The sequence below is a fragment of the Streptomyces incarnatus genome (assembly GCF_001027185.1).
Taxonomy (GTDB): domain Bacteria; phylum Actinomycetota; class Actinomycetes; order Streptomycetales; family Streptomycetaceae; genus Streptomyces; species Streptomyces puniciscabiei.
The window spans coordinates 8,359,740-8,386,357 of sequence record NZ_CP011497.1 but is presented as its reverse complement, the minus strand read 5'-3'; the positions used below and the strand labels follow the sequence as shown (position 1 = coordinate 8,386,357).

Genomic DNA, 26,618 nt, shown 5'->3' with positions numbered 1-26,618 from the left:
GTTGCGATACATCGTAGCGTCGCAATACAGTGTATCGGCATGAGACGTCGTATCGCCGTTGTCGGGGGCGGGCCTGCCGGCCTTACCTTCGCCCGCGTCCTGCACCGCCATGACTGCCCCGTCGCCGTCTTCGAACGCGATCCCGCTCCCGACGCCCGGCCCCCGGGCGGCACGCTGGACCTGCACGAAGGACTGGGCCAGCTCGCGCTGGACAAGGCGGGGCTGCTGGCGGAGTTCCAGACGCTGTCCCGTCCCGAGGGGCAGGCCATGCGCATCCTGGACACGGACGGGACCGTCCTGCGCGACTGGCGGTCCCGGCCGGACGACCGGGCCAATCCCGAGATCGACCGCGGGCAACTCCGTGACCTGCTGCTCGGCCCCCTCGACGTCCAGTGGGGTCGGAGCGTGACGCGGGTGGTGCCGGGGACCCGGGACGGCGTACTGGTGCATTTCGCGGACGGGCGACAGGAGACGTTCGACCTCGTGGTCGGCGCGGACGGAGCCTGGTCCCGGGTCCGCCCGGCGGTCTCGTCCGCGACGCCGCAGTACACCGGCATCACCTCGGTCGAGACCTCCCTGGACGACGTCGACACCCGCCACCCCGACCTCGCCCGGCTGGTCGGCGACGGTTCCGTGGCTGTGTACGGCGTGAACCGAAAGCTCGTCGCCCAACGCAACAGCGGCGGCCACGTCAAGGTGTACGCCCAGTTCCGCGCGCCGCTGGACTGGCACACGAACCTGGACCTGGCTGACGCCGAGGCCGTGCGATCGAGCCTGCTGGCTCTGTTCGACGGCTGGGCCGCTCCTGTCCTCGACCTCCTCCACCACGGCACCGCTTTCGTCCACCGCCCCCTCTACGTCCTGCCCGTGTCCCACACCTGGACCCACGTCCCCGGGGTGACGCTGCTGGGCGACGCCGCCCACTTGATGCCCCCACTGGGGGCAGGCGCGAACCTCGCGATGCTGGAAGGCGCCGAACTCGCCGAGTCCATCGCCGCCGGCCCTGGAGATCTGGACGAGGTCGTCCGCGCCTTCGAGGAACAGATGTGGGCACGGGCCGGCAGGTGGGCGAAGATCACGACGGCCGGTCTGGAACGCCTCGTCAGCCCGGACCCCGCCAAAGCCCTCGCCGTCTTCGACCAAGTCCAGCCATCCTGACACCGCTGAAGCCGCGGCCGGCGGTCGAGCGCCCGCCCGTCGGTTACGTGGCAGTGACGATTCCGGCATAGAACACCACAAGATGGCAGACGAGGATGATCACATCGCGCGCCTGACCAGTGTTGCGGCGGCCGAGGGACATCGTGACCGGATGGCCCGCTCCGGCGCCGGAAGGCACAGCGCGCGAGGGGATGAACCACCGACCGTTACCCATTCCCAGGGGGAATCATGTCCTTGTCCCGTCCGACCGCTCGACGCCTCGGCCTGCTGTGCGCCGCCACGGTCGCCGCACTCGTCCCGGTCGTGGGCGCCGCGCCCGCCGCCATGGCCGCACCCGCCGTGTCCGTCGCCGCGCACCAGGGTGTCGTGGCCGGGCAGAACCCGGGCGGCACCATGGTCCGTACCGAGCAGCTCGCCTCCGGTGGCGGGTTCGTGGAGATCTACCGTGTCTCGGCCTCCCACTACTGGGGCCGGATCGTCACCTACTACGGCACCAGTGTCATCGACGCGAACGGTGAGACCGCGGCCGTCCAGGACAACGGCGAGTACACGTTCCTCACGCCGCAGGGGCACTTCGGGGACTGGATCGCCATCCCGGGCAAGAACCAGTTCCGCGGGCCCAGCACGTTCACGATCGCCCGCGGATACACCGCGATCGTCGAACAGACCGGCAAGAACCAGTGGCAGGCGAAACTGCGCCGGCCTGCGGGCGGTGCCTTCCTGACCCTTCAGACGCACGCGGTCGACGACGGCCACGGCAGGCTGTCCCACGTCTACGCCGGGGAGGAGATCGTCGACCCGGGCGGAAAGGCGATCTACGTCGTCCTGAGCGCGGACGGCATCATCACCTCCTTCGACCCGCAAGCCGCCACAGGTGGTGAGCCGCCGGCGGACAAGTGCACCGCGACCCGCGTGCAGTCCATCGGGGCGGGCACCCTGGCGCACATGAGCAACCGCCCCAGCGGGCCCCGGGTCTCCTTCACGTCGGTCTACGACGACGGCAAGGAGCGGCCGGTGCTGATGCCGCTGGACAAGGACCACCCCTCGTTGCCCGCTGACGCCGGCATCCTGGCGCGGATAACGGGTGCGAACACGGCGGCACCGAAGCTGGTCACCCGTGTTGAGGGCGGCAAGGGTGCGCCGGAGACGGTCACAGCGTTCCCGGCGGTCCCGAAGGGCTGCCGCGGCGCGGGCACCGGTACCTCCACCATCTCGGGGACGTCTGTTCTTCCGGTGCATACAGCACGCTGATCGGGACCGGCCATCGCCGTGCGGCGTCCCTGCCCGCCGCACGTGCGCCGAGCCTGGCCAACTCCTGTGCACCAGGGCGCCTGCCGTTGTGTCCGGCCGACGGTATGCGGCCGGGATGGTCTCCCTGCGAACGGCCCGCGCGGCAATCCGCAACGCGTACGACGGCCCTCTGCGGCAAGCTCGTCGTTGGCCAGGATGAGCACCTGGATCTGGTTGTGCGTAGGCCGGACGAGGTCCTCCAGAGCGGCCTGACTCTGCGACGCCTGCCACGTTCTGGACTGGCCCTCGGCGAGTGTCATGCCGCCTATGTCCGTCGACGGAAGTCGGCGGACATAGGCAGCCCTCCCCGGCAGACGCCTGCGCGACAGCCCGCAGAAGGCGGACCGGACATGGCCGCGCGGGCCTGTTTGATCTCCAACACCGGACAACTCGCCCGGTGTCTTCATGTCACCGGACTCACCGTCCAAGGTCAGTCGCAAGTCGCCCCACTAGGGTCGGGGGCATGACACAATCCATTGTCGGCAGTGCCTTCGACTCGCTACGCCTCGACGCCGTGACCGACCAGGAGGAACTGCGCCGGGCCTACGAACTTCCCAGCGACGCGGCCGTACGCAAGCAGATGACCGAACTCACCGAACAGACCCAGCGGTTGATCGAATGCTCATCCCTGGTCCTGGTCGCCAGCGCGGACGCCGAGGGCAACTGTGACGTTTCCCCGCGCGGCGGCCCCGCCGGGTTCGTCGCCGTCCTGGACACACGAACGGTGGCGATACCGGACGCGACCGGCAACAAGCGTCTGGACACCCTGCAGAACGTCGTCGCCACCGGACGAGCCGGGCTGCTGTTCGTCATCCCGGGGCGCACCACGACGCTCAGGGTGAACGGCAGGGCCTGTGTCTCCACCCGCCCGGAACTGCTGGCGCAGCTGACCGCCGTGGGCAAGCCGCCGGCCAGTGCGCTGGTGCTGGGGATCGAGGAGGTCTACCCGCACTGCCCCAAGTCGCTCCTGCGCAGCGGGGCCTGGAAGCCGGAGCAGTGGCTGCCGACGGACGCCCAGCCGACCTCGGCCGAGGTGACGCTGGCCCAGCTGCGGATGCCGGAGCTGACGATCGCTGACATCGAGCAGGCGGAGGCGGATTCGCTGAAGTACCGGTACGAGTAACGGGCCGAGCAGCCTCTCCGCCGAGGGGCTTGTGGTCTTCAGGTCGAGGACTGCGTGAAGACCCGCTCACCCTCTCCGCTCGGTTCCTCGAAGATGGCCAGGTATCGGTTGAACAGCGACTCGTCCACGGTGACGGAGTCAGCACCTACCTCGCCGTTGCGCAGTTCGAGGCGACGCTCCAGCGTCGTCCGGTCGGCTTTGAGGTGGACCAGTTCCCAGCGGCAGCCGTGGCTTTCAATCAGCGCCTTGTAGTCGTCGCGGGCGGCCCGACTCCAGAAGCTGTAGTCCACCACCACATCGCGCCCGGCCAGCATCAGCTCGACCAGTTCCTGCCGCTGCTCGCGGCGGACCTCTTCCTTGAGCTGATCGAACGCCGCCGCCTCCAGCACCAGGCCGGCATCGCGCTGCCCGAGACGCTGCCAGACCACCTCGTCGATCGAGAGCCGTACGTAGCCACGTCGGACCAGCTCCCTCGCGTAGGTGGTCTTGCCCGCTCCCGGAAGACCACACATCAGCACCACCGTGCTCAATCGCTGCGTCACGAAGCCAGGTTAGACCCCGAAGCCACGCCCTCCTCCATGGCGACAGCGGTGCCCCCTGGAAACGGAGACGGCCGATCAGTGTGTTGAACAGGTTGCTGAGTCTGCGGACCTTGCCGCATGAACACCCACCACCCCACCCGGCAGCGACGGAACACGGGATGGTGGAGCGCGTCGGCGGATCAGGCGGACGAGGTGATCGCTCGGGTGACAGCAGAGACTCCCGGTACTGGTCGGCCGGGAAGCCGGGCCAGGAGAATCCGGCGTACCTCGGGGGGTGCTCCGTCCACGCGCAGCAGACTCACGCCGGCCGGCAGCACCGGCGACATGCGGGACGGGACAGTCGTCACGCCGAAACCGCCGGAGACCAGCTGCAGCTTGGTCAGCCAGTCGCGGGTGGTGTGCACGATGCGTGGCCTCCCGGGCAGGCCGGGCCAGACACCGAGCATGGGTTCGGCACTCGATGAGGGGGTGGCGATCCAAGGAGCATCGACGAGCTCGTCGACGTGGACTGTGGTCCGGCCGGCGAACCGGCCGGTGGTGGGCGCCCCTACCAGTAGTTCGGTGTCCTCGACCGTTTCGATGCGCAGCCGAGGGGACTCGCCGTCCGACGGCCGGTGCGGCGGGCGGGACGTCAGCACGGCGATGTCGATGGTGCCCGCCCGCAGGGCCCGGAGCAGCGCGGGGGTACCGGCCTCGCGCGTCGTGACCGTGATGTGCGGACTGTTCTTTGCGAGCCGCGTGAGCACACCGGGCAGAATCACTGCCCCGGCGCTGGGGAACATCCCGAGGCGCACCGGTTCGGTGTGGGCGGTGGCGCCGGTGAGTTCGTCCTCGGCCGCCGCGACGGAGTCCAGGATCGAGCGGGCATGGCGCAGCAGGGTCAGGCCGGCGGGAGTGAACCGGACGCCGTCGAAACGGCGCTCGAACAGGGCGGCGCCCGCACTCCGTTCGAGGGCCGCTGCCTGGCGTGAGACCGCCGACTGGGTGTAGCCGAGCTGGGAAGCCGCCGCGGTGAAGCTCCCGGACTCGGCGACCTGCCGCAGAACCCGCAGAGCCGTACTGGAGAAGTCCATGCGCAGTACGCATATCACGTATGCGAGATCGTCGCTTGGCGCATGCCCTGCCCGCTCATAGCCTCAAGGCGGACAGCCGAGGAGGCCAGCAGATGCGAGCAGCAGTCCTGACGGAGTTCGGTGCCCCGCTCACCGTGCAAGAGATGCCCGATCCCGAGGCGGGCGGCGGCGAGGTGGTGGTCGAGGTCCTCGCGGCCTGTGTCCCACCGTACGCCGTCGAAGTCTTCAGCGGTCGGCGGAACTATCCGCTCGAAACCCCTGTGGTCCCCGGTCCCGGGGGCATAGGCCGGGTCGTCCGCGTCGGTCCGGACGCTACCCGGTTGCGCGTCGGTGACCTGGTGTGGTGCGACTGCACCGTACGCTCGCGCGACGACGCTCTGACTCCCGACATCACGCTGCAGGGCTGGAGCTCCCGCGGCGACGGCGGCGCCAGGCTCGCCCGGCACCTGCACGACGGGGCGTTCGCGGAGCTCATGCGCCTTCCCACGGAGAACGTCCACCTCCTGCCCGCAGCAGCGGCGGACAACCCGGCGCGCTGGTCCTCGCTCGGCGTGTACGCCATCCCCTACGGAGGACTCCTGGCAGGCGAACTCCAAGCCGGCGAAACGCTGCTCGTCAGCGGCGCCACCGGCAACCTCGGCAGCGCCGCGGTCGCCGTGGGGCTCGCCATGGGCGCGGGCCGGGTGATCACGCCGGGCCGCAACCGCGCCGCGCTCGACCTCCTCGCCGACCGGTTCGGTGCACGCGTGCGCCCGGTCGAACTGACCGGAGACGAGGGCACCGACCGCGCGGCCATCTCCGCGGCCGCTGACGGCCCGATCGACTTGGTGCTCGACCTCCTCCCGCCCGCCGCACCCAGCTCGGCGGCGCGCGCCGCAGCCATGACCGTCCGCGAGAGGGGCCGTGTCGTCCTCATGGGTGGCGTCGGCATGCTCGGCGGCGCGGACCTCGCCCTTCCCTACCCGTGGATCATGCGCAATTCGGTCACCGTGCGCGGACAGTGGATGTACCCGCGCCCGGCAAACGTCGGCATGATCCGACTGATCGCATCACGCGCGCTGGATCTCGATCCCGAACGGGTCCGGACCTTCCCCCTCGACGCCATCAACGACGCCGTCGACTACGCCGCTGCGCATGGCGGACCGTTCGACCGCACCGTCCTGACCCCGTCTGCCGAGTGATGGTCGTACACCCTGCGCCGGGGAGCTCCGCCCTCACGAGCAGCGTGCCGTCCCTACCGCTGCCGGTTCTCGCGAACACTTACGCGCCGCAAGATCGCGGACTGCTTCCCGAACGGACGGACCGACGCTGCTGCTCGAAGCGAACAAGGCCACAACCCGGCTCCTGCCGGCGTGCGGCGCCCGGGCGGGTCCCATGCCGGCCCGCGCTCGCGGCCGGCGAGCGGTCGCCCACTTGCGTTCGCCCGTGGCTTCGTCCACCCGCTTGTCATTCACCCACGGTGAATGTTGGCTTCGGCCTCCTGTGCGGCGGCCGGCATCCGCCTCACGCCCTCGCGGAGGATCTCCTCGGTCAGACAGGAGCCATGTCTCGGTGCCCTCGCGATGTCCGCGCGGGCCGCGGCACCGAGGCCGCCGCCGAATACGATGCACTGCTGCCGGTCTTCCGCTTCCGCCTATCCAGTAAGGAACCACGGCATGACCACCCCGCACGCCTTCCCCCTGGAGCCCACCTCCATCCATGTGTCCGACGAGGTCCTCGACGACCTGCGCGCCCGTCTCACCCTGACCCGTCCGCCGCTGGACGAGGGGAATGAGGACTGGTCCTACGGCGTCCCGGACGGCTCTCTCCGTGAGTTGGTCGCCTACTGGCGGGACGGCTACGACTGGCGCAAGGCCGAGGCCGCCATCAACGCCTACGAGCACTACCAGGTGAGCGTCGCCGATGTCCCGGTGCACTTCATGCGCAAGCCCGGCGTCGGCCCCCGCCCGGTCCCGTTGATCCTCACCCACGGCTGGCCGTGGACGTTCTGGCACTGGTCGAAGGTGATCGACCCACTCGCCGACCCGGCCGCGTTCGGCGGTGATCCCGCCGACGCCTTCGACGTCATCGTGCCGTCCCTGCCCGGCTTCGGTTTCCCCGGCCCGCTCACCGGCTTTCCGGACGTCACCTTCTGGAAGGTCGCCGACCTCTGGCACACCCTGATGACCGAGACCCTGGGATACGAGAAGTACGCCGCCGGGGGCTGCGACATCGGCGGGCTCGTCTCCAGCCAGCTCGGCCACAAGTACGCCGACGAGCTGTACGGCATCCACATCGGCTCCGGGCTGCCGCTCGACTTCTTCACCGGCCCCCGCGCCTGGGACTTCGCACGGAACCGGCCCCTCACCGACGATCAGCCCGCCGATGTCCGTACCCGCATCATCGAGCTCGACCGCCGCTGGGCGTCCCACCTCGCCGTGCACATGCTCGACGGCGCCACCCTGGCCCACGGGCTGAGCGACTCACCCGCCGGACTGCTCGCCTGGCTGCTGGAGCGCTGGAACGCCTGGAGCGACAACGGCGGCGACCTCGAATCCGTCTTCACGAAGGACGACCTGCTCACCCACGCCACGATCTACTGGGTGAACAACTCCATCGCCACGTCGATGCGTTACTACGCCAACGCCAACCGATACCCCTGGACCCCCGCCCACGACCGCACCCCGGTCGTGCAGGCCCCGGTCGGCCTCACTTTCGTCACGTACGAGAACCCGCCCGGCATCCACACCGCCGAGGAGCGCGTCCGGGCGTTCAAGACCGGCCCGCAGGCCGCTTGGTTCAACCACGTCAACGTCAACGCCCACGACCGCGGCGGCCACTTCATCCCCTGGGAGAACCCCGCCGCCTGGGTGAGCGACCTGCGCCGCACCTTCCGCGGCCACCGGCCCTGAACAGCCACGCGGGCTCGGTCGCTCTTCGCTCCCACCCCGTCTGTGCTCAACGCCTGTCGTGCCGTGGTGACCCGGTTCGGGTTCGTGCCTGCTTGCGGTATCCGTCCAGGACGTCCTGGCGGAGCAGGAAACCGAAGCCGGCGGACTCCAGCCGGAGCCCCAGCTGGGCCTCACCGATACCAAGATCGACCGCGGTGTCCGCCAGGTGCCAGTCGTGGGCGGCAAGCCTGCTCAGAAGGTGGCCGCGACGAACCTGGTTCTCCGACAGGCGAAACGTCTTGAGGTAGACGATCCTGCCGCTGTCGTCGGTGATGGCCTCACCGATGTGGTTCTCCTGCTTGGGGCGGAACGGCGGCAGGAAGCGGGAGAGCGTGAAGCGTCCCATCCGGTAGACCGACTGCCAGGTGTACGCGTGCTCCAGCAGGCCGGTCGCCATGGTCGTGTCGTGGAAACGCGTCCAGGCGTCTTCCTGTTCGGCAACCGCCGTGCGCAGGTCACTCAGGGAGCGTATCCGCGAGTCAGGTATGCGGGCCCGGAAGTCCGGCACCGGCGGCATCAGCGTGGCGTAGTGGTGGATCAGTTCGCCGTACAGGTCCTGCAGGAGCGTTGGGTGGAGCGCGCGGTAGTCGTCGGGATGCGGCACCGCGAACGCGGCAGCGAGGGCGTCCGCGACGTACACCATCACACCACACTGGTTGGGATGGATCTCGAAGATGCGCAACGCGTCGGCGAGCCCGCGTACTTCGGCGCCCACATAGGCCTCCTCGACACGAGGGGAGAGTCCTTGGCGGATCGCACGCTGCGACCACTGCTCCCAGGCGAGGGAGGGGCCGCCGAAGTGCAGTGCCAGGTAGCCTTCCAGTGCCAGGTGCATGGGGAGGAACCGCAGCCGGTCCTTGGCCTGGCGGCGGGCCATTCTCCGGTGGAAGCGCAGGCCCATGGTGGCGGTGGGAGCGGAGTCGGCGTCAGCGGAAAGCTGGGTGCCGTAGGCGGCTGCCGGGGTGCCGTCGTCCGTCCACGTGGCGACGAATCCGTGCGGGACGTAGGAGAGATAGGCATGGCGCGGGCCGACCTCGACCAGCCCGGCCGCATCACCGTAGAGCCGCGCGTGCAGGCGGAGGTCGCCGACGGGCTCGTCACGCACGAGGGGCACCAGTCGAACGGCGTTCCATACCTGGGAGGGGCGGGTGGCCAGACCGGTCAGGTCCAGTGTGGTCATCGCTCCCGCTCCTGGTGGTGTCCGTTCATCATCCGGTCCGCGCGGGTGTTCATGTAGGTGATCAGTTCGGCCAGGCAGGTCCGGCCTTCCGCGAACTGGGCGAGTTCCACCAGTGCGGGGAGGTCCTCGGCGTCACGGATACCGGCGGTGGGCACCGTCGGGGACAGCCGGCGTACATCGAAATCGGCCGCGTCGTAGACGGGGTTGAGATGCACGATGCTGGTGCGACGCCCGGGGTCGAGCCGGGTCCGCCAGATCCGCAGCACCTCGGCTGCCAGCCCGGGAGGCGCGTTGTCCCATCCGTCGGAGACGATCACGAGCCTGGACGGCGCGGTGTCCAGCGCGTCGAGGATCCGCCGGCCGACCGGCGTCGGCCCGTACGGACGGGTCAGCAGCGCGTCGGTCCGCCCGGACGTCCACAGCCCGGTGTAGTCGCCGGCGAGTGACGCGAGCAGATAATGGCAGGCCAGGGCCACGGCCAGCGGCCGACGGCGCTTGTGCACCGAGCCGAAGGCGGAAAAGCTGTCGTCCAGGACCGCGGTGACCTTGCCCCAACTCCCCCGGTGGCCGCCGGCCACCCGGTCGGCGGCCGATTCCAGGGCGTGGGTCAGCTCGGCACGCCGGCGCCGACGGTCCTCGACCGGCAGCGACAGCACATAGGTCGCCAATCGGGTCAGCGGCATCCCGGCCAAATCCGCTTGTACCCCTGTGGTCCCGCGTTTGCGCGCGGACTCCTGCAGCCGCATCGTCTCCAGGCGGGTCATCCGGGGAGCTATGCGCTCCAGGAAGACGTCCCGGGGAATGCCGTACTTGGCGGCGAAGCCCTCGGCGACCGTATAGGGCAGCTCATACAGGGCGGCCTGCTCGTAGTGTGCGCGGCGCCACGTCTCCAAGAGGGGTGTCGCGTAGTGCGGCCGGTCCAGCGGCGCGAACATGAACGTCCCCAGCTCTTCGGTCGCGGGGGCCAGGTGTGCATGGCGCAGGGCTCGCTTGAGGCCGCTGCGGTACTTCACGGCATCGAACGCCAGGTCCTGGCGGGCGGACAGCCAGTCGCGCATGATCGCGCGGCTGCGACGGTTGTTCACCCTGGCCCGGCGCAGGGCATCGAACAGTCCGTAGACGCGTTGCGGCGGCAGCGTCGCGAGACGGGACGCGATCAGTCGGCCCTCGCTGCGGCGCTGTTCGGCAGTGGCCTCACCGCCGGTCTCCAGCAGGCGGCGGATGATGAGGGCTGCGTTGTAGTCGTTGATGTCGAGCGCGAGGACCCCGGCATACAGGTCACGGTAGTTCCCCAGCATGTACGCATGGAGGAAGTCCAGGGACAGCCGCTGCTCACCGGCGTCGCTGTGGAATTCACGCTGGCCGGTGGAGGTGATCGCCGCGTTGACGAACAGCAGCACGTCGTCGGCCGCGACGAGGTCCCCGTACGAATCCATCCAGATCTTTCCCCGAGAGTGCTGAGGCCGGCCGGGGAATGGGGGCACGAGCTGCGAATCATTGCTTCAGAGGCAGGTTCCGGAAGTCGCACCGGAGTCCCGCGGCCGGCCACAGGACCGTAACAGAGCAGGCCACAAGCCCTCCACTGACTTCCTTCACCTCGCTGGCCCGGGTCCCCGCCTCCGCCGTGCCGGAGCGGAGCGCGGTGGCGTACTCGACCATGACGTTGTACGGCTGCTCGATCAGGTGCCAGGCCGCCGTCACCGCCGCCTCGCTGACTCCTCGTCAGACCGGTGCCGTACGCACCACTTCGCCCCTCCCTCGTCGCACACGCGCACCCGCGTTCAGGACAACCCGGGACCCCGCGCCGCACCAGCCATGTCGTTCTTTCCATGAACATGCCATATTGGGCGTGTCCATCCCCCACGAAAGGTCACCTCCATGGCATACAAACGCCTGGCGGGCCTGACCGCCGGTGCCGTCATCGTCGCCACGGCCCTGCTGCCGCAGGTGGCACTGGCCGGCACCGGCGCGGACGCCACAGCCGGCCGCGCCACCACCGCCGGCCGCCCCCACGACGGGCACCGTACGGTCGTCATCTACCGCGTGCCCACGCGCCATCCGCTCGCCGACGCCGAGCGCCTCACCGACTCCGGATACGACCTGCTGGAGAAGCGGGACGGCAACAGCCTGTTCGTCTCCGGCGACACGTCGACCGCGGCCGGACTGCGCCGGCTCGGCTTCACCCCCGCCGTCGCCTCCACGCTGACCGAGGCGATCCCCTCCCCCACCGCGGTGACGCGCGCCGCCGCGGGCGGCACGTTCGACGGCGGCTACCACACGGTCACCGCGCAGTACGCCCACATGGACGACACCGCCTCCCAACACGCCGACCTCGCCAAGGTGGTCACCTATGGCCAGTCGTGGCTCAAGCAGCATGGCCGCGGCGGCCACGATCTCAAGGCGATATGCATCACCAAGATGCAGGCGGGCGACTGCGGCCTCAGCCCGAACTCGGCCAAGCCGCGGTTCTTCCTGATGAGCCAGATCCATGCCCGCGAACTGACGACCGGTGAGATGTCGTGGCGCTGGATCGACGCGCTGACCAGCGGCTACGGCAAGGACTCGGCGATCACCAGGCTGATGGACACCACCGAGATGTGGGTGGTGCCCGACGCCAACCCCGACGGCGTCGACATGGTCGCGGCGGGCGGCGACAACCCCGTCCTGCAGCGCAAGAACGCCGACGACTCGCACGGTTCCCGGTGCGGGGTGAGCGCCTACAGCCAGATCGGGGTCGACCTCAACCGCAACACCGGCTCCCACTGGCACGTGTCCGGTACGTCCAGCGCAGCGTGCGACCAGACCTACGGCGGCCCGGCCGCCGACTCCGAGGTGGAGAACACCGCTCTGGAGGGCCTGTTCCGCGAGTTGTTCCCGGCGGTGCGCACCGGCACCGGCAACTCCGACCCGGCGCCGTCGAACGCCAAGGGCATGATGATCACGCTGCACAGTGATGCGAGCATGGTGCTCTTCCCCTGGGAGTACGACGCCACCGTGCACACCGGCAACGACACCGCCCTGCGCGCGCTCGCCGCCCACATGGCCTCGCTCACCGGATACCAGTACGGCCAGGCCGGCGAGATCCTCTACAACGCCTCCGGCGGCACCGACGACTGGACCTACGACAAGCTCGGCCTGGCCAGCTTCACCATAGAGATCGGCGACAGCGACGGCGTCGGCTGCGACGGCTTCACTCCGCCGTTCTCCTGCCAGGACAGCTACTTCTGGCCGAAGATCGAACCGGCGCTCCTCTACGCCGCCCAGCACGCCGCGGCCCCCTACTCCACCGCGTCGGACGCACGCCGCTGACCTCCAGCGCGGGTCCCTCCCCCGGTCCCGGCGGGAGGGACCCACGGCCGTTCACGAGGCCGGCACGGTCCAGCGCTGGCCGATGCTCCCCGTGCAGGCCGCGAGTGTCAATCGGGTCTTGTTCACCGCCCCGTTGCTGGAGTCGGTGAGGCAGAGACCCGAGACCGGATTGACGAGTTCACCGGAGGTGTCGGACCGCCACTGCTGGGCCTGGGTGCCGTTGCACGTGTGCAGCTGGATCTTCGTGCCGGAGGTGGTGGCACCGGCGGTGACGTCCATGCAGTCGTTCAGCACCTGGAGGGTGCCGTCGGGCACGACCTTCCAGGTCTGTGCCGCGGTGCCGTTGCAGCCGTACACCTGGATGGCCGTACCGTTCGACGTACCGGAGCCCGCGTCGTCGACGCACTTGCCGGTGAGGGTCTCCGTGAGCGGGCCGCTGGGCTGGGCCACTCCCGTGCCCGGGGTGCCGTCGTAGGACGGCGGTGCGGCCGAGGGGTCCGCCGCCCACCGGGTGTCGGCGGTGGAGGAGAGGGTGAAGTCCAGTTCGGTGGACGAGCCGAGGGCGGACGCCGGCACGTAGGCCTTGTTCCAGACGCCGCCGTTGAGGGTCAGGGCCTCCACGTACGGTGAACCGGCGGCTGCAGCAGGGGCGTTGACGGTCAGCGTGTGCCCGCCTGCGGTGACGGTGGTGGAGGTGAACAAGGGGCTGCCGATGGCCAGGTCGGCGGTGCCGGGTGTCTCCGGGTAGAGGCCGAGCGCGGACCAGACGTACCAGGCGCTCAGCTCGCCGAGGTCGTCGTTGCCGGGCTCGCCGCCGGCGGCGTCGGTCCACAGCTGGTCCTGCACGGCACGCACCGTGGACTGCGTCTTGTACGGCTCGCCGACCCAGTCGTACTCCCACGGCAGCCCGATGCTGGGCTCGTTGCCCATGTTGGACTGGGTGCCGATGACACTGCCCAGCCCCTGGTAACCACTGAGCACGCTGTCCAGGTACGACGCCAGGGCCGAACTGCCGCCCTCCAGGGACGCCAGCTTGGCGAGGTTGAAGGGGATCATCGGCGTGTAGGTGAAGGCGTCGCCCTCGGCGAAGTCGTTGGCTGCCGTGCCGGTGATCAGCTTGGCGTTGAAGCCGTCCATCCAGCGGCCGTTGGAGTGCCGGGGCTGGAGGTAGCCGGAGGACGGGTTGAAGACGTTCTCCCAGTCCTGCGCCCGGTCCTGGAACTTCCTCCGGTTCGCGCTGTCACCGAGTGCGCCCGCGAACCGCGACAGGGCGAAGTCGTCGGTGTCGTACTCCAGTTGGGTGGAGGTGGTGGCGTACTCGTGGCAACAGCCGTACGGCGAGTTGGTGGGCAGATAGCCGAAGGAGTCCAGGTACGTCACGCCGGGGGTGACGTCGGTGTCGGTGGTCTGCTCCTCGATCATGGCGGCGAGAGCCGTGGAGGTGTCGAAGTCGCGTGCGCCGAAGGCGTAGTAGTCGGCCAGCACGGGCACCGCCGGGTCGCCGACCATGATGTGGGTCTCGCCGGTGGCCATGCCCCACTTGGTGAGGGTGCCGCCCTGCGTGTAGTCGTTGACGATCGACTGCGCCATGTCGGAGGCCGCCGCCGGGTCGAGCAGCGCGGTGAGCTGTGCCTGGGAGCGGTAGGTGTCCCAGTTGGAGAAGTCGGTGTACTGGGCGCTGTGGCCGCCGGTCACGGTGTGCACGGCGCCGTCGTAGCCGCGGTAGGAGCCGTCTGCGTCGCTGACCACGCTGGGGAAGAGGGAGGCGTGGTAGAGGGCGGTGTAGAAGATGCGCTGCTGGTCGCCGGTGCCGCCGCTGACCGTGATCTTCGCCAGTGTGTCGCGCCACGCCGTCGTCGCCGCGGACTTCACGTCGGCGAAGCTCCTGCCGGTGACCTCCGCGTCCCGGTTGGCGGCGGCCTCGGCCGTCGAGGTGTAGGAGATGCCCACCCGGGCCTCGACCGTCCGGCTGCTCGTGGTGTCGAAGGTGAGGTGCTCGCCGCCGCTGTAACCGCCGGCGGTGAAGGGGTGGTCGAAGGTGATGGCGAAGTAGACGGTGACGGGGTTGGTCGCCTCGCAGAAGCCGGTGCTGGTCACCGAGCCGGTCACGGTGTCGTCGCCGGTCACGTTCAGCGTCGAGGAGGCGTACGGGGTTTGGGTGCCGTTCAGTTTCAGCAGCAGGCCGGCCTGGGTGGAGGCGGGGAAGGTGAACCGGCCGATTCCGGCGCGCGTGGTCGTGGTGAGTGCCACGTCCGTGCCGTTGCCGAGGGCGACGGAGTAGGAGCCCGGTGTCGCCGTCTCGTCGCTGTGGGAGAACGACTCCGTCGTGGCGCCGGGGTCGGAGCCGATCGAGCCGACCACGGGCAGGATGGGCAGGTCGCCGGCCGCGTCGCACCCGACGCCGGAGACGTGGGTGAGGCTGAAGCCGGAGACGGCCGAGTCCCCGTAGCCGTACCCGCCGCCCTTGGGGCGCGAGGTGGTGTCCGGGGACCACTGGAGCATGCCGTGCGGGACGTCGGCTCCGGGGAAGGTGTTCCCGGCGCTGAAGTCGTTGTTCGCGCCGGTGCCGATATAGGGGTTGACCAGCGGCACCGGGTCGGTCACGACTGCGGCCCGTGCCGCCGGGGCCAGTTGGCCCGGCAGGGCGAAGGCGAGCGCCGTCGCCCCGGCCGCCAGCACCCGCGTCAGGGTGCGCGGGCGAAGGGTGTCAGCCACGGCCGATCACCTCGCCGAGCACACCGTTCGCCGGGGCGGTGATCACGTCGGTGGAGATGTACGAGGGTCCGCCGACGGCGAGTTCGGCGACGCGCGCCCGGGCGCCGGCCAGGGAGGGGACGGCGGGGCTGGGGGCGGGCGACACGTCGGGGGCGTCGGTGACGACCGTCGAGTGTGCCCGGTTGTTCGCGCGGGCTGCGGTGGCGAGGTCCGGGAAGCGGTTACCGTCACTCCTGGTCAGCAGCGACTTGTCGTTGTTGGTGCAATGGATGCCGGTGCCGGAAGACACACGGCTCGCAGGGCAGGGACCAGACCCGGCGGGGCCATGCGGGAGTCCTGGATCGATCATGTCCATGCCAATCCATTCGCGGTGCTCGGTGGTCGCGCAGAGCCTAGGGGTGAGACGGGTCCGTTCGCTACGCTTTGGTAACCGCTTTCCCAACATCGCGGAATCGTTGCGGGTGTGACGCGACAGCGCTACCCCGACAGCGACCATGGGGCGGACAGCAGATCGGCGATGGCGCGCCGGTCGCGGCTCGCCGGCGGCTCTTCGGCCGCCCTGCCCAGCGCGATCATGGAGATGATGGCCCACCCGGGGCTCGGGTCCAGGTCCTTGGTGAGCCCCTCCAGGTCGAAGGCGCGGAACTGGTGAGCGGCCAGTCCCATTGCCTGGGCCTGGACGGTCATGTGGGCGACGGCCTGGCCGAGGTCGTAGTCCGCGAACTCGGAGTAGAGCAGTTGCGTCTCGTCGACGTGGCGCCGCGTCAGCGCGACGACGAGCAGGCCCGCGTCCGTCGCCCACCGGGCCGAACTGGGCGCGAGGTGGCGCACCACCCGCTCGTGCTCCGGCTCACCGGGCCGGCTCAGGAAGAAGCCCCAGGGCTGGGAGTTGCCGGCGGACGGCGCCCACCGCGCGGCTTCCAGCAGCAGGCCCACGGCGTGGTCGTCCACGGTGGCCGACGGGTCGAACCGAGAGGGGCTGAACCGTCCGGCCAGCAGGGGGTGGATGCCGCCGGACGGCTGCTGATCACGTCGCATGTCCGGATGCAACCGGCCCCCGCACGGCCCTATTCCGGCCGCCGCCGTCACCGGGCCGTCTCACGGGACGCCGGCGGTGGTCAGCGCGGGCTTCCGGACACGGATGTCGGTGAGGGGCGCGGACGGGAGCCGAGCACCAGGTCCATGGTGGCGTCGGTCACGGACGCGTATCCGTACGGCCGCAGAGCGCCATGCCGGTCTCCAACTCGGCGCGCAGGGCGGGCAAGTACCACGGCGGATCACCCCGCCGCGGAAGTGGCCGGAGTCAGGGCGCGGGAAGAAGTACCCCGGGGTTGAGGACGCCGGCCGGGTCCAGGGCGGTCTTCGCGGCTGTCAGCGCTGCGGCGAAAGGGGCAGGGCGCTGGCGGTCGTACCAGGGCCGGTGGTCGCGCCCGACCGCGTGGTGGTGGGTGATCGTGCCGCCACACGCGTGGATCGCCTCGGACACCGCGTCCTTGGTGTGGTCCCACTGGGCCACGGTGCTGCCCCAGCGGCCCGGCGCGTACACGCCGAAGTACGGTGCCGGGCCGTCGGGGTAGACGTGGGTGAACCGGCAGGTCACCACTCCTGCGCCGGTGACCTCGCGGATGGCCCGCCGCGCTGCCTCGGTGACCGTCTGGTGGAGGCCCTCGAAGCGGTCCCAGGTGCAGGCCGTCTCGAACGTCTCGCCAGGTCTCCGCGGCGGCGTCACCGGCGGAGGCTCTCTCCGGCGCTCTCGCGACGTCCCTGTCAGGCTCCTCGTCGGCGTCGACGGCCGGCTCGCCGCCGTGGTCGCGGCACAGTTCCACCGCCCGCTCCAGATCGCGGCGTACGGGATGGTCCGCCGACTCGAAGGCGAGGACGAGCAGACCGCCGCCCACGCTCACGCCGGCGTTGATCAGCGCCTCGGCCGTGTCGAGGAGGCGGCAGTTCGCCGGGTTCAGCCCGCTCTGCGCGATCGCGCGGGTGGCCGCCACCGCCGCCGTGTAGTCACCGAACCGCACGGATGCCTTGGCACGCCAACGAGGGCGCTCCTGAAGGCGCATCCACGCCTCGGTGATGACGCCCAGCGATCCCTCGCTGCCCAGGAAGAGCCGGTCCGGTGACGGGCCGGCGCCGGAGCCCGGGAGCCGTCGCGACGCGCTCACCCCGGCCCCCGTCACGACCCGCATCGACTCGACCAGGTCGTCGATGTGCGTGTACAGCGTCGCGTAGTGGCCGCCGGCGCGGGTGGCGAGCCAGCCGCCCAGCGTGGAGAACTCGAAGGACTGCGGGAAGTGACGCAGCGTCAACCGGTGCGGCCGCAGCTGGTTCTCCAGGTGCGGGCCCAGGACACCGGCCTGGATCCGCGCGGCGCGACTCGTCCGGTCGATGTCCAGCACCCGGTTCATGCGCCCGAGATCGACGGTGACCACGGCGGGGTGACCGTCGCACCGCGGCTCGACGCCGCCGACGACCGAGCTTCCGCCGCCGTACGGCACCACGGCGATGCCTTCACGGGTACACCAGTCGAGGAGATCGATCACGTCGCGCTCCTCGGCGGGCCGGGCGACGAGGTCCGGTACGTGGCGGAGATCCCCGTGCAGGTTGCGGACCACGTCCCGGAACGCCTTGCCGTGCGCGTGCGCGGCCCGGTCCCTGGGTTCCGCCGAGCACAGGCCGGCGAGCGAGGCCGGAGGGGTGACACGGGGCCCGGGAAGGTCGAGGGAGTCGATGTCCGGTGGCTCGTGATCGGTCAGCTCGCCGGGCATCAGCGCCCGCACGCGTGCCAGCAGCCTCTCGAGCTCGGCGCCGCGCACGGCGTCCTCGACGTTTCCCCATCCCCACCACGACCGTGTCACGCGACGGCTCCCTGAATTGACCCATGGGTAAATTACCAAGCAGTCACATCGTGGACTAGAGTGCGGACCATGGGCAAGGCCGGAACCAAGGGCGTCTCCCGGGCCGACCGGGAGGGGCAGATCATCGACGTGGCCGTGGCGGAGTTCGGCGACCATGGCTACGCGGGTGTCTCCGTCGCCGCCGTCGCACGGCGCGCGGGCATCTCCAAGCCCCTGATCTACAGCTACTTCGACTCCAAGGACGGGCTCTACCTCGCCTGTGTGCACCGGGTGGGCGGCCTCCTGGTCGACGCCGTCGCGGCAGCCCGGTCCCGCAGCGGAACGACCGGTCACGCACTGGACACCCTCTCCGCGCTCTTCACCGCGGTCGAGGGCTGCCGGCACGCGTGGTCCGTCCTCTACGACCCCGCCCTGCCGCCGGACGGTGAGATGCGCGACGCCGTCAACCACTACCGCGAACGTCTCACCGCCATGGGGGCCGCGGGCGCGACCGGGCTCCTCACCCGTGCCGGACACGACGACCCTCTGGACCATCAACTCCTCAACCGGGTCTGGCAGTACGCGGTGACAGCCGTGATGCGCTGGTGGTCCGATCACCCGGACCAGAGTGCGGCCGACATGACGACCCGTTGCGCCCGCCTCCTCGCCGCGCTCGGCACCGGCTGACCCGGCCGTGGTCAGCGGGACTTCGGGACAGGCGAAGTCCTATTCAAGCCATGGAACGGATCGCCGAGAACCCGTATTCCATAAGCCCTTCTTGAGTCACCTCAAAGTTTGATGACAGGTGACACGTTGCATGTGATCACCGTCTCTGGCCTCGCGGGAACCAAAGTCCCCGGCAAACCATCCGGAGCATCAATGCACTTTTCACGGGTGGCCAGTTGGCGCAAGTCCGTTCCGAATGGTGAGATAAACTCGCTCCCGAACGCCCACTCGTGACGGGCGTTCGTCCGCTCACCCGCCTTCAGCGAACGAAGCCCACGTCAGTGGGCTCGTCGCGCCGTACCCGCCGGTCTTTACCGCGCCGGTGGTCCACGCCTTCGAGCAGGAATTGATGCCCGTTCAACCAATTGCGGAACTGATACGTTTCGCCCGGCAGAACTCGCCTTTCTACCGCGAGCTCTACGCTCACCTTTCCGACCCCGTGACCCGCCTCACGGATCTCCCGGTGGTGCCCCAGGCCGATTTCTGGCGAGCCAACGCACCGCGTGACAACCGGCTGCTGACCGCTCCTTTGCACGAAGCGGTCGTGTTCCGCAGCGGCGGAACCACCGGCTCGCCGAAGTTCTCCTACTACACCCGCGCCGAATGGCGTGAATTCACCACCGCGTTCGGCGCGGGGCTCGTCTCCGCCGGGCTGCGACCCGGTCACCGGGTGGCGGATCTCTTCTACGCGGGCGACCTGTACGCGAGCTTCAGCTTCGTCCTCGACTCCTTGCACCGCTCCCCCGTGGCCAACGTCCGGCTGCCGATCGGCGGCGCGACGCCCTGGGAATCCACCGCGGCGACCCTGGAGGAGTTCCGGGTCCAGGTCGTCGCCGGCACCCCGACCACCCTGTGCTCGCTCGCCGAACGGCTGGCCGGCGCCGACCGGACCCTGCCGGACGTGGAGCTCCTCCTCTTCGGCGGGGAATGCCTCTTCGGAGACCAACTCCCGCTGCTCCGGCGGGCGTTCCCGAATGCCGAGCCACGCTCCCTGGGATACGCGAGCGTCGACGCAGGCCTCCTCGGCGAGGCCGTACCCGGCGGAGATCCGCGCGTGCACCGCGTGTTCACGCCGTACACGGTGGTCGAGATCCTCCGTGACGAGACCGACGAACCCGTTGACGGCAATGGCGCGCCGGGGCGGCTGGTCGTCACCGATCTCCGCCGACGGCTCATGCCCGTGCTGCGCTATCCGGCGGGCGACAGGGCCGAGTGGGTGGACCGGGAGGCGGGTGTCTTCCGGATCCTCGGGCGCGCCGAGGAGGGCGTGCGGGTCGGTCCCGTCTCCCTCCACACCGAGGACGTCCATGACGTCGTCACAGCCGCCGACCCCCGCGGTGAGGTGACCGGTGTGCAGCTCGTGGTGCGGCGCCGGGGCGGTCGGGACGGCCTGGTGCTGCGGCTCGCGGTCGCCGATCCCGGGAAGGTGACCGCCGGGTTGGCGGAGTCCGTCACAGCGGCGGTGCTCGCCGAGCGGCCCTTCTACGCGAGCGCGACCGCCTGCGGGCATGTGAACCCGATCGGCGTCGAATGGGTGCGGCACCAGGATCTCGCGGTCAACTCCCGCTCGGGCAAGCTCGTCCGGGTCGTCGACGAACGGCCGCACACGTGAGCGCGGGGACCGGACGCGCACGGCGTCTGCCGCTCGTCCTGCGCAATCCGTCCTTCGGCCGGGTCTGGGCCGGTCAGCTCCTCACCCAGGCGGCGAGCCGCATGTTCCAGGTCGGCGCGGTCTGGTGGCTCGTCGGGTTCGCGGGCGGCGAGCACCGCGGGCTGGACTCCGGCGTGTTCCTGATGGTGAGCACCGTGCCCGCGGTGGCTCTCGCCCCGGTGATCGCGCGCATCGTCGCACGGCACGCACCCCGCAGGGTGCTGGCGGGCGCGGCGGCGGTGGCGGGCGCGGTGGCCGTGACGGCTGCCGTCACGGCCTGTGCGGGGGCCCTGCCCATGGCCGCCGTCTACGCGGTGGGGCTGGTGCTGGCCGGCTGTCAGGCGGTCTTCGATCCCTGTCTGACCACCTCGGTGCCGGAACTCGTCGAGGACGCCGACATCGAGTCGGCCACCGGCTTCGAACTGTCCACCCAGTCCGTCGCCGGACTGTGCGGCGGCCTGCTCGGCCCCCTCGTCGTCGACGCGGGCGCTCTGGCCGGTGTCACCGCCGTCTGCGGCGCGGCGTACCTGCTCGCCGCCCTGCTGATCGGCTCCACACGCTTTCCGCACCGCCGGGCCGGATTCGGCCCGGGCCCCGAGCGCCGCACCCTGCGCCGGGTCCTGGCCGGGCTGCCGTTCATCCGCCGTGTGCTGGTCTGCTTCGCCGCCGCCAACGTCTTCACCACCGCCGTCTACGTCGTGATGCCGCTGTACACCCGGGAGGTGCTGCACGCGACCGGCTCGACCGTCGCCTCGCTGGAGACGGCCCTCGGTGCGGGCACCCTGCTGGGATCGTTCACCGGCGGGCGCCTGCCCGGCCGCCCGGTCACCGTGAGCAGCTGGTGCCTGATGGTGATGGCAGCGGCCTTCGGTCTGCCGGGGCTGTTCGCCGACCACGGGGTGGCGGTCGTCTCGATGGCCGTCACCGGCTGGTGCCTCGGTGTGATCGGCGTGCGGTTCGTGGCGTTGTGCCAGCGGATGGTGCCCGCTGACGACAAACCGGCCTTCTTCGCGGTCATGCAGGCGGTGCTGGGCGCCACGTTCCCGCTGGCCTCGCTCGTGTTCGGCGCGCTGGGTGACCAGGTGGCCGCCCGGACGCTGTGCCTGGCGCAGGGCACGGGACTCGTGCCGGTCGCGCTGGCCCTGTGGTGGCTCGGCAGAAGCGCGACGACCGCCGGGCCGCGCGGCCCGGAAGCGGCGGCGCCGGTACCCGTGGGAGAGGCCTCGTGACCGCCGTCCTCTCCCCGGCGTCCGTCCAGGACATCGCCGAGCTGCGGCAGTTGTACTTCGAGGTGTACGGGCACGGCTACCCGGTGCCGCTCGGCAGCGATCCGCTGGTCATGCGCCGGCTGATCACCGACGGCACCGCGCACTGGCTCACCGCCCGTACCCGTGCGGGCGACCTGGCCGGTTCGGCGGTCGTCCTGACCGAGCCGGGCGGCCGCATCGGCAAACTGGTCGGCCTCGCGGTGCACCCCGGCCATCGCGGCGGCGGACTGGCCTCCCGGCTGACCGGGGCGGTCTGCGACGAAGCCTTCGCCACGGGCCTGCTGGACTCGGTGTACGCCACCGTCCGCCTGGTCACCGAAGGCCCGCAGCAGGTCGTCGTACGCAATGGATTCCGGCCGCTCGGCCTGCTGCCGAACGCCGTCGAGGTAGAGGGCTGCGAGACCCTCGCCCTGTTCGCCCGCTACGCCGACGGTGTGCTGGAGCGCCGCGAACCTGTGGCCGGTGTGCCCGAGCGGCTGTCGGCGTTGCTGTCCGCGGCGTCCGACGGCGTCGGCATCGACTACACCCTGACTCGGGCCGCCCCCTGCCGCGCCACGGCGACCGCCGCCGGCGCCGAACCGATCGAGCTGATCGAGGCCCCGGCCTTCGTGCGGCGCCGCTTCCTGGAGCTGTTCCCGGCGCCCGACGACCGGTTCTTCCCGCTGCACACGCCGAACGCGGTTCTGGTGGCCGCCGACGGCCGTTTCGAGGCGTACGCCGACCTCGATCCCGTGGCGGGCAGCTGCGCGCTGGTCGCGGTCCATCCCCGCCCGGCCGCGGTGGCGGGAACGCTGGAGGCGCTGATCGCCTCGGTCGCGCGGGCCGGCGCCGACTATGTCGAGGCGCTGCTGCCGCTGGCTGACACGGAGGCGCTGGAGGTGTTCCTGGCCTCGGGTTTCGTACCGAGCGCGGTCTACCCCGCGATGCGCCGCATCGGCGACCGGCTCCACGACTATGTCGTGCTCTCTCGCACCAGCCGTCAGATCGACTTCCGTACGACCGCCGTGAGCCCGCTGCTCCGGCCGTACCTCGCCGCCTACCTGAGTGCCTGGACCACCACCTACCTGCCCCTTCACGAGGTGTCCCGATGAAACCCCATCTCGCTCCCGTCGAGGTTCCCGGCCCGGCGGAGCTCGGTCAGGTGCAGCGCCTGTGCGACCTGGCGGAGCCGTACGCCCACGGCCCCGACGCCGACGCGCTGTTCGCGGCCGCCATGGCGGAGGCCAACGCCTGGCACGCCCGCCGCTCCCCCTTGTTCGCCGCCCTGCTCGAGGACCCGGCCGAGGCACCCGCTCCCACGGTCGGTGAGGGCGTGCGCACGCCGCTGGTGCCGGCCGCCTTCTTCAAGCGCCATGAGGTGCTCTCGATCCCGCGCGAAGAGGTGTTCCTGCATCTGACCTCCTCGGGTACCACGGGCCAGAAGTCGCAGATGTTCTTCGACGAGTGGACCATCCGCTCGGCGCAGCGCATGGTGGCCCGGATCTTCGACCACTACGGCTGGATCACCCCCGAACAGCCGGTGAACTACCTGCTGTACAGCTACGAGCCGGCTCCGGCGCTGAAACTGGGCACGTCGTTCACCGACAACTACCTGTGCGACTTCGCCCCGGCCCGGCACACCACGCACGCTCTGCGGCACACCGGCAGCGGCCACGAGTTCGACGTGCACGGCTGCATCGCGGCGCTGAGGCGCTACGCCGAGGACGACGTGCCGGTCCGCATCCTGGGCTTCCCCGCGTTCTTGTACTTCACCCTGGAGCGGATGCGGGCGATGGGGCTGCCGCCGCTCACGATGCCCGAGGGGTCGCTGGTGGTGCTCGGCGGCGGCTGGAAGGGACACGCCGACCGCCAGATCGGCAAGGACGCCTTCTACGCCGAGGTCACCGACCGCCTGGGCATTCCGGCGGAGCGTGTCCGCGACACGTTCGGCTCCGTCGAGCACTGCGTGCCGTACGTCGAGTGCGCCCATCACCGGCTGCATGTGCCGGTCTGGTCGCGAGCGGCCGTCCGTGACACCGGCACGCTGCGCCCCCTGCCGTACGGCGACCGCGGCTTCCTGCACCTGGTCAGCCCGTACATCACCTCGGTGCCCGCGCAGAGTGTGCTGATGGGCGACCTCGCGTCGCTGCACCCCGGCGAGGAGTGCCCCTGTCCGCTGTCCACCGACTGGTTCACCGTGCACGGCCGCGCCGGGGTGAGCCGCAACCGCAGCTGCGCGGTCGCCGCCGCCGAACTGATGAAGGGAATGTCGTGACCACCTCCGTACTTCACCTCTGGCAGGGCGAGTTCGTCGACGACGCCGAGGCCGGCCGGCGGCTCAGCGGTCTGCCCGAGCTGGCGGGGCGGGTCCTGACGCGTCCCCTGCCCACCGACGTGGTGCTCGGCGCCTGTGCCGCGGTCAGCCGTGACCTGGCCGATCCCGAGTGCGCCCTGTACGGCCGGCTGGCCGGGCAGCTGCCCGCGGGCGAGGCCGCGGCCGTACTGGCCGAGCTGGCGGCCGCGCTCACCCGGGAGGCGCTGGAGCGCAAGCTGCGGCGTGAGCTGGGCGGCCCGCGCCCGGAACGGCTGACCCGGCCGGACGCCCGCGAGACGGTGTACGAGGCCTGGGCGCCCGTCGGCCTGCTGGTGCACATCGCGCCGGGCAACGCCGCGGCCGTGGCACCGCTGAGCGTCGTGGAGGGACTGCTGACCGGCAACCTGAACATGCTGAAGACCAGCAGCTCCGACCCGGCCCTCGCCCTCGACCTGCTCGCCGCGCTCGGCGCGGCCGATCCGTCCGGGCTGATCGCCGAGCGCGTCATCGCCCTGCGTTTCCCCTCCGCGCGCCGTGAGTGGCTCCAGGCCCTCTGCGGGCCCGCCGACGCGATCGCGGTGTGGGGCGGTGAGGACGCGGTGCGCGCGGCGGGCGAACTGGCCCAGCCCGGTTGCCGGGTGATCGAATGGGGTCACCGGATCTCCTTCGCCTACCTGACCCGGCAGGCCGCCTCCGAGGACGGTGTGCTCGACGCGCTCGCCGAAGACGTCTGCCGGCTGGAGCAGCAGGCGTGTTCCAGCCCCCAGGTGGTGTATCTCGACACCGACGACACCGCAGAACTCCTCGCGTTCGCCGGCCGGTTCGCCGAACAGCTGGCCAAGGCCTCCGACGCGCGTCCGGCGCCGTCGCCGGGTGCCGCCGAGCAGGCGGAGATCACCACGGTGCAGCAGCTCGCCCGGCTCGAACAACACCTGGGCCTCACCCGTGTGTTCGCCGCCGAGGACGGCTCCTGGCGGGTCCTGGCCGACACGCGCCGCGCACTGGACGCCTCCCCGCTGCACCGCAGCGTCTGGGTCAAGCCGCTCCCCCGGCACACGATCACCGCGACCCTGCGCCCCATGCGCCGCTACCTGCAGACCGCGGCGATCGGCGGCGACCGTGCGGAGGTGGCCGTCCTCTCCCGCGCGATGTTCGCCGCAGGCGTCACCCGCGTCACCCCGGTCGGCTCCATGCTGGACGGCTACGAGGGCGAACCCCACGACGGCGTCTACGCGTTGCAGCGCTACAGCCGCAGGGTGAGCGTGCGCGCCGCGGACCCGGACTTCCGTACGGTGCCCTGTCTCGACGACCTGGTGGCGCCGCCGGTGCTGCCGCCCGCGCCGAACGCCCCGCTCCTGGGCAAGGAGGGCGTGCAGCGCGCGCTCGCCAGCCTGGATCCGCGTCACGCACACCTGTACTTCCGCAGCGGAGGCTCCACGGGCACACCCGCGCTGTCGGTGTTCACCTGCGACGACTACGACAACCAGATGCGCGCCGCGGCGGACGGGCTGCTCGCGGCCGGCTTCGACCCGGCACGGGACCGGGCGGCCAACCTCTTCTACAGCGGCGGCATGTACGGAAGCTTCATCAGCTTCTTCTCCATCCTGGAGCGCCTGAACGCCACCCAGTTCCCGATCGCCGCGGGCCCCGACCACACAACGGTCGCCGAGGCACTGGTCGCCCACCGGGCCGACACCGTCTTCGGCATGCCGTCCTACCTGTGGCAGCTGCTCCACGCCGAGGCCGACCGCCTGCGTGCCTACGGCGGCATACGCAAGATCTTCTACGGCGGTGAGCACTTCACCGCCGAACAACGCAGGGTGCTCACCGACGACTTCGGGGTGGAGGTGATCCGGTCCGCGGCCTACGGCAGCACCGACCTCGGTCCCCTGGGCTACCAGTGCGCGTCCTCCGACGGCTCGGTCCACCACGTGCTCACCGACCTGCACACGCTGGAGATCCTCGATCCGAGTCAGGACCGGCCGGTGGCTCCGGGTGAACCGGGACGGCTGGTGTTCACCTCCCGGGCCCGGGCCGGTCAGCGTCTGGAGCGCTACGAGATCGGTGATCTGGGACGTGCGCTGGAGGGCACATGCGCGTGCGGCAGCACCGTGCCTCGTCTGGAACTCCTCGGCCGCTACGGCGATGTGGTGCGCGTGGGGACGTACTTCGTCAACTACCGCGGAGTCGTACGGGCGTTGGCGGAGCGGCTCGCGTATCACGGCGAGGTGCAGCTGTCGGTCACACCCGGCACCGACCGTGAGGAGCTGACGGTGCGGCTCGACGAGCAGTACGCCCCCGACCCCGACGTCACACGCGCGGCGGTCACCCACGAGGTCCCGGAGGTGGCCGCGGCGGTGGCGGAGGGCCTGCTGTCCCTCGCCGTGCAGAACGTACGGAGGGAAGCGTTCGAGCGCACCCCGGCCAGTGGCAAGCTGCGCACGGTCGTCGACCTGCGCTGAGACCGAGCGGATCCGCCCCGCGAGGATCCCCGCGGGTGGTCACGGCAGCCAGTACCCCATC

General features: G+C 70.7%; 19 protein-coding genes and 1 pseudogene. 12 read left to right on the top strand and 8 right to left on the bottom strand.

Going from position 1 to position 26,618, the window contains the following annotated elements; genetic code table 11:
• Positions 1 to 39: 39 nt before the first annotated feature.
• The 3 genes from ABB07_RS38230 (at position 40) to ABB07_RS38220 (ending at position 3,571) form a co-directional block, all read left to right on the top strand.
• Positions 40 to 1,158, top strand: coding sequence for an FAD-dependent oxidoreductase (locus ABB07_RS38230; protein WP_208903015.1), 1,119 nt, complete (start codon positions 40 to 42; stop codon positions 1,156 to 1,158).
• 228 nt (positions 1,159 to 1,386) lie between these two features.
• Positions 1,387 to 2,409, top strand: coding sequence for a hypothetical protein (locus tag ABB07_RS38225; RefSeq protein ID WP_208903014.1), 1,023 nt, complete (start codon positions 1,387 to 1,389; stop codon positions 2,407 to 2,409).
• 502 nt (positions 2,410 to 2,911) lie between these two features.
• Positions 2,912 to 3,571 (top strand): MSMEG_1061 family FMN-dependent PPOX-type flavoprotein, encoded by a 660-nt coding sequence (locus tag ABB07_RS38220; RefSeq protein WP_208903013.1) that lies wholly within the window; start codon positions 2,912 to 2,914, stop codon positions 3,569 to 3,571.
• A 38-nt stretch (positions 3,572 to 3,609) separates the two neighbouring features.
• Here the strand turns inward: ABB07_RS38220 and ABB07_RS38215 are convergent, their stop codons facing one another.
• Together ABB07_RS38215 and ABB07_RS38210 are read right to left on the bottom strand one after the other, a co-directional pair.
• Complete coding sequence (locus ABB07_RS38215) at positions 3,610 to 4,113, bottom strand: P-loop nucleotide/nucleoside kinase family protein (protein ID WP_208903012.1); 504 nt, start codon at positions 4,111 to 4,113, stop codon at positions 3,610 to 3,612.
• A gap of 179 nt (positions 4,114 to 4,292) precedes the next feature.
• The gene (locus ABB07_RS38210; protein ID WP_208903011.1) at positions 4,293 to 5,186 is read right to left on the bottom strand and encodes a LysR family transcriptional regulator; all 894 of its coding nucleotides are present in this window, start codon (positions 5,184 to 5,186) and stop codon (positions 4,293 to 4,295) included.
• A gap of 92 nt (positions 5,187 to 5,278) precedes the next feature.
• Here ABB07_RS38210 and ABB07_RS38205 point away from each other — a divergent pair, with 92 nt between their 5' ends.
• Positions 5,279 to 6,367, top strand: a complete 1,089-nt coding sequence (locus tag ABB07_RS38205; RefSeq protein WP_208903010.1) for an alcohol dehydrogenase catalytic domain-containing protein — start codon at positions 5,279 to 5,281, stop codon at positions 6,365 to 6,367.
• A gap of 474 nt (positions 6,368 to 6,841) precedes the next feature.
• Positions 6,842 to 8,077, top strand: a complete 1,236-nt coding sequence (locus tag ABB07_RS38200; RefSeq protein ID WP_208903009.1) for an epoxide hydrolase family protein — start codon at positions 6,842 to 6,844, stop codon at positions 8,075 to 8,077.
• Between the two features lie 46 nt (positions 8,078 to 8,123).
• On the opposite strand, the gene ABB07_RS38195 is transcribed toward ABB07_RS38200, so the two are convergent.
• Both ABB07_RS38195 and ABB07_RS38190 read right to left on the bottom strand, forming a co-directional pair.
• Complete coding sequence (locus tag ABB07_RS38195; RefSeq protein ID WP_208903008.1) at positions 8,124 to 9,296, bottom strand: ARPP-2 domain-containing protein; 1,173 nt, start codon at positions 9,294 to 9,296, stop codon at positions 8,124 to 8,126.
• Positions 9,293 to 10,732 carry a hypothetical protein gene (locus ABB07_RS38190; RefSeq protein ID WP_208903007.1) on the bottom strand — a complete coding sequence of 480 codons (1,440 nt, stop codon included), beginning with the start codon at positions 10,730 to 10,732 and terminating at the stop codon, positions 9,293 to 9,295. Before ABB07_RS38190 ends, ABB07_RS38195 begins: the two co-directional genes overlap by 4 nt.
• A gap of 442 nt (positions 10,733 to 11,174) precedes the next feature.
• Here ABB07_RS38190 and ABB07_RS38185 point away from each other — a divergent pair, with 442 nt between their 5' ends.
• Positions 11,175 to 12,605, top strand: coding sequence for a M14 family zinc carboxypeptidase (locus ABB07_RS38185; RefSeq protein WP_208903006.1), 1,431 nt, complete (start codon positions 11,175 to 11,177; stop codon positions 12,603 to 12,605).
• A 51-nt stretch (positions 12,606 to 12,656) separates the two neighbouring features.
• On the opposite strand, the gene ABB07_RS38180 is transcribed toward ABB07_RS38185, so the two are convergent.
• From ABB07_RS38180 to ABB07_RS38165, 4 genes and pseudogenes are all read right to left on the bottom strand, one after another.
• Positions 12,657 to 15,320: a lectin gene (locus ABB07_RS38180; protein ID WP_208903005.1), complete on the bottom strand. Its 2,664-nt coding sequence runs from the start codon at positions 15,318 to 15,320 to the stop codon at positions 12,657 to 12,659.
• On the bottom strand, positions 15,313 to 15,609 hold the full coding sequence (locus ABB07_RS38175; RefSeq protein WP_208903004.1) for a hypothetical protein: 297 nt from the start codon (positions 15,607 to 15,609) through the stop codon (positions 15,313 to 15,315). Before ABB07_RS38175 ends, ABB07_RS38180 begins: the two co-directional genes overlap by 8 nt.
• Positions 15,610 to 15,797: 188 nt before the next feature.
• Positions 15,798 to 16,358, bottom strand: a complete 561-nt coding sequence (locus ABB07_RS38170; protein ID WP_208903003.1) for a nitroreductase family protein — start codon at positions 16,356 to 16,358, stop codon at positions 15,798 to 15,800.
• Between the two features lie 265 nt (positions 16,359 to 16,623).
• Positions 16,624 to 18,178: pseudogene (locus tag ABB07_RS38165) on the bottom strand (FAD-binding oxidoreductase).
• Positions 18,179 to 18,247: 69 nt separating this feature from the next.
• Here ABB07_RS38165 and ABB07_RS38160 point away from each other — a divergent pair.
• From ABB07_RS38160 to ABB07_RS38135, 6 genes are all read left to right on the top strand, one after another.
• The gene (locus tag ABB07_RS38160) at positions 18,248 to 18,844 is read left to right on the top strand and encodes a TetR/AcrR family transcriptional regulator (protein WP_208903002.1); all 597 of its coding nucleotides are present in this window, start codon (positions 18,248 to 18,250) and stop codon (positions 18,842 to 18,844) included.
• Between the two features lie 388 nt (positions 18,845 to 19,232).
• Positions 19,233 to 20,495: a phenylacetate--CoA ligase family protein gene (locus ABB07_RS38155; protein WP_208903001.1), complete on the top strand. Its 1,263-nt coding sequence runs from the start codon at positions 19,233 to 19,235 to the stop codon at positions 20,493 to 20,495.
• Positions 20,492 to 21,763, top strand: coding sequence for an MFS transporter (locus tag ABB07_RS38150; RefSeq protein WP_244189673.1), 1,272 nt, complete (start codon positions 20,492 to 20,494; stop codon positions 21,761 to 21,763). The genes ABB07_RS38155 and ABB07_RS38150 overlap by 4 nt, the downstream gene beginning before the upstream one ends.
• Positions 21,760 to 22,893 (top strand): GNAT family N-acetyltransferase, encoded by a 1,134-nt coding sequence (locus tag ABB07_RS38145; protein WP_208902999.1) that lies wholly within the window; start codon positions 21,760 to 21,762, stop codon positions 22,891 to 22,893. The genes ABB07_RS38150 and ABB07_RS38145 overlap by 4 nt, the downstream gene beginning before the upstream one ends.
• Positions 22,890 to 24,056: a LuxE/PaaK family acyltransferase gene (locus ABB07_RS38140; protein WP_208902998.1), complete on the top strand. Its 1,167-nt coding sequence runs from the start codon at positions 22,890 to 22,892 to the stop codon at positions 24,054 to 24,056. The genes ABB07_RS38145 and ABB07_RS38140 overlap by 4 nt, the downstream gene beginning before the upstream one ends.
• Positions 24,053 to 26,557 (top strand): acyl-CoA reductase, encoded by a 2,505-nt coding sequence (locus ABB07_RS38135; protein WP_208902997.1) that lies wholly within the window; start codon positions 24,053 to 24,055, stop codon positions 26,555 to 26,557. Before ABB07_RS38140 ends, ABB07_RS38135 begins: the two co-directional genes overlap by 4 nt.
• The last annotated feature ends 61 nt before the right edge of the window (positions 26,558 to 26,618 follow it).

What these genes read in the sequence shown, in the direction of transcription:
- ABB07_RS38230 (WP_208903015.1), top strand. Translation starts at nt 40, where the DNA reads ATGAGACGTCGTATCGCCGTTGTCGGGGGCGGGCCTGCCGGCCTTACC.
- ABB07_RS38225 (WP_208903014.1), top strand. Translation starts at nt 1,387, where the DNA reads ATGTCCTTGTCCCGTCCGACCGCTCGACGCCTCGGCCTGCTGTGCGCC.
- ABB07_RS38220 (WP_208903013.1), top strand. Translation starts at nt 2,912, where the DNA reads ATGACACAATCCATTGTCGGCAGTGCCTTCGACTCGCTACGCCTCGAC.
- ABB07_RS38210 (WP_208903011.1), bottom strand. Translation starts at nt 5,186, where the DNA reads ATGGACTTCTCCAGTACGGCTCTGCGGGTTCTGCGGCAGGTCGCCGAG.
- ABB07_RS38205 (WP_208903010.1), top strand. Translation starts at nt 5,279, where the DNA reads ATGCGAGCAGCAGTCCTGACGGAGTTCGGTGCCCCGCTCACCGTGCAA.
- ABB07_RS38200 (WP_208903009.1), top strand. Translation starts at nt 6,842, where the DNA reads ATGACCACCCCGCACGCCTTCCCCCTGGAGCCCACCTCCATCCATGTG.
- ABB07_RS38195 (WP_208903008.1), bottom strand. Translation starts at nt 9,296, where the DNA reads ATGACCACACTGGACCTGACCGGTCTGGCCACCCGCCCCTCCCAGGTA.
- ABB07_RS38190 (WP_208903007.1), bottom strand. Translation starts at nt 10,732, where the DNA reads ATGGATTCGTACGGGGACCTCGTCGCGGCCGACGACGTGCTGCTGTTC.
- ABB07_RS38185 (WP_208903006.1), top strand. Translation starts at nt 11,175, where the DNA reads ATGGCATACAAACGCCTGGCGGGCCTGACCGCCGGTGCCGTCATCGTC.
- ABB07_RS38170 (WP_208903003.1), bottom strand. Translation starts at nt 16,358, where the DNA reads ATGCGACGTGATCAGCAGCCGTCCGGCGGCATCCACCCCCTGCTGGCC.
- ABB07_RS38160 (WP_208903002.1), top strand. Translation starts at nt 18,248, where the DNA reads ATGGGCAAGGCCGGAACCAAGGGCGTCTCCCGGGCCGACCGGGAGGGG.
- ABB07_RS38155 (WP_208903001.1), top strand. Translation starts at nt 19,233, where the DNA reads ATGCCCGTTCAACCAATTGCGGAACTGATACGTTTCGCCCGGCAGAAC.
- ABB07_RS38140 (WP_208902998.1), top strand. Translation starts at nt 22,890, where the DNA reads ATGAAACCCCATCTCGCTCCCGTCGAGGTTCCCGGCCCGGCGGAGCTC.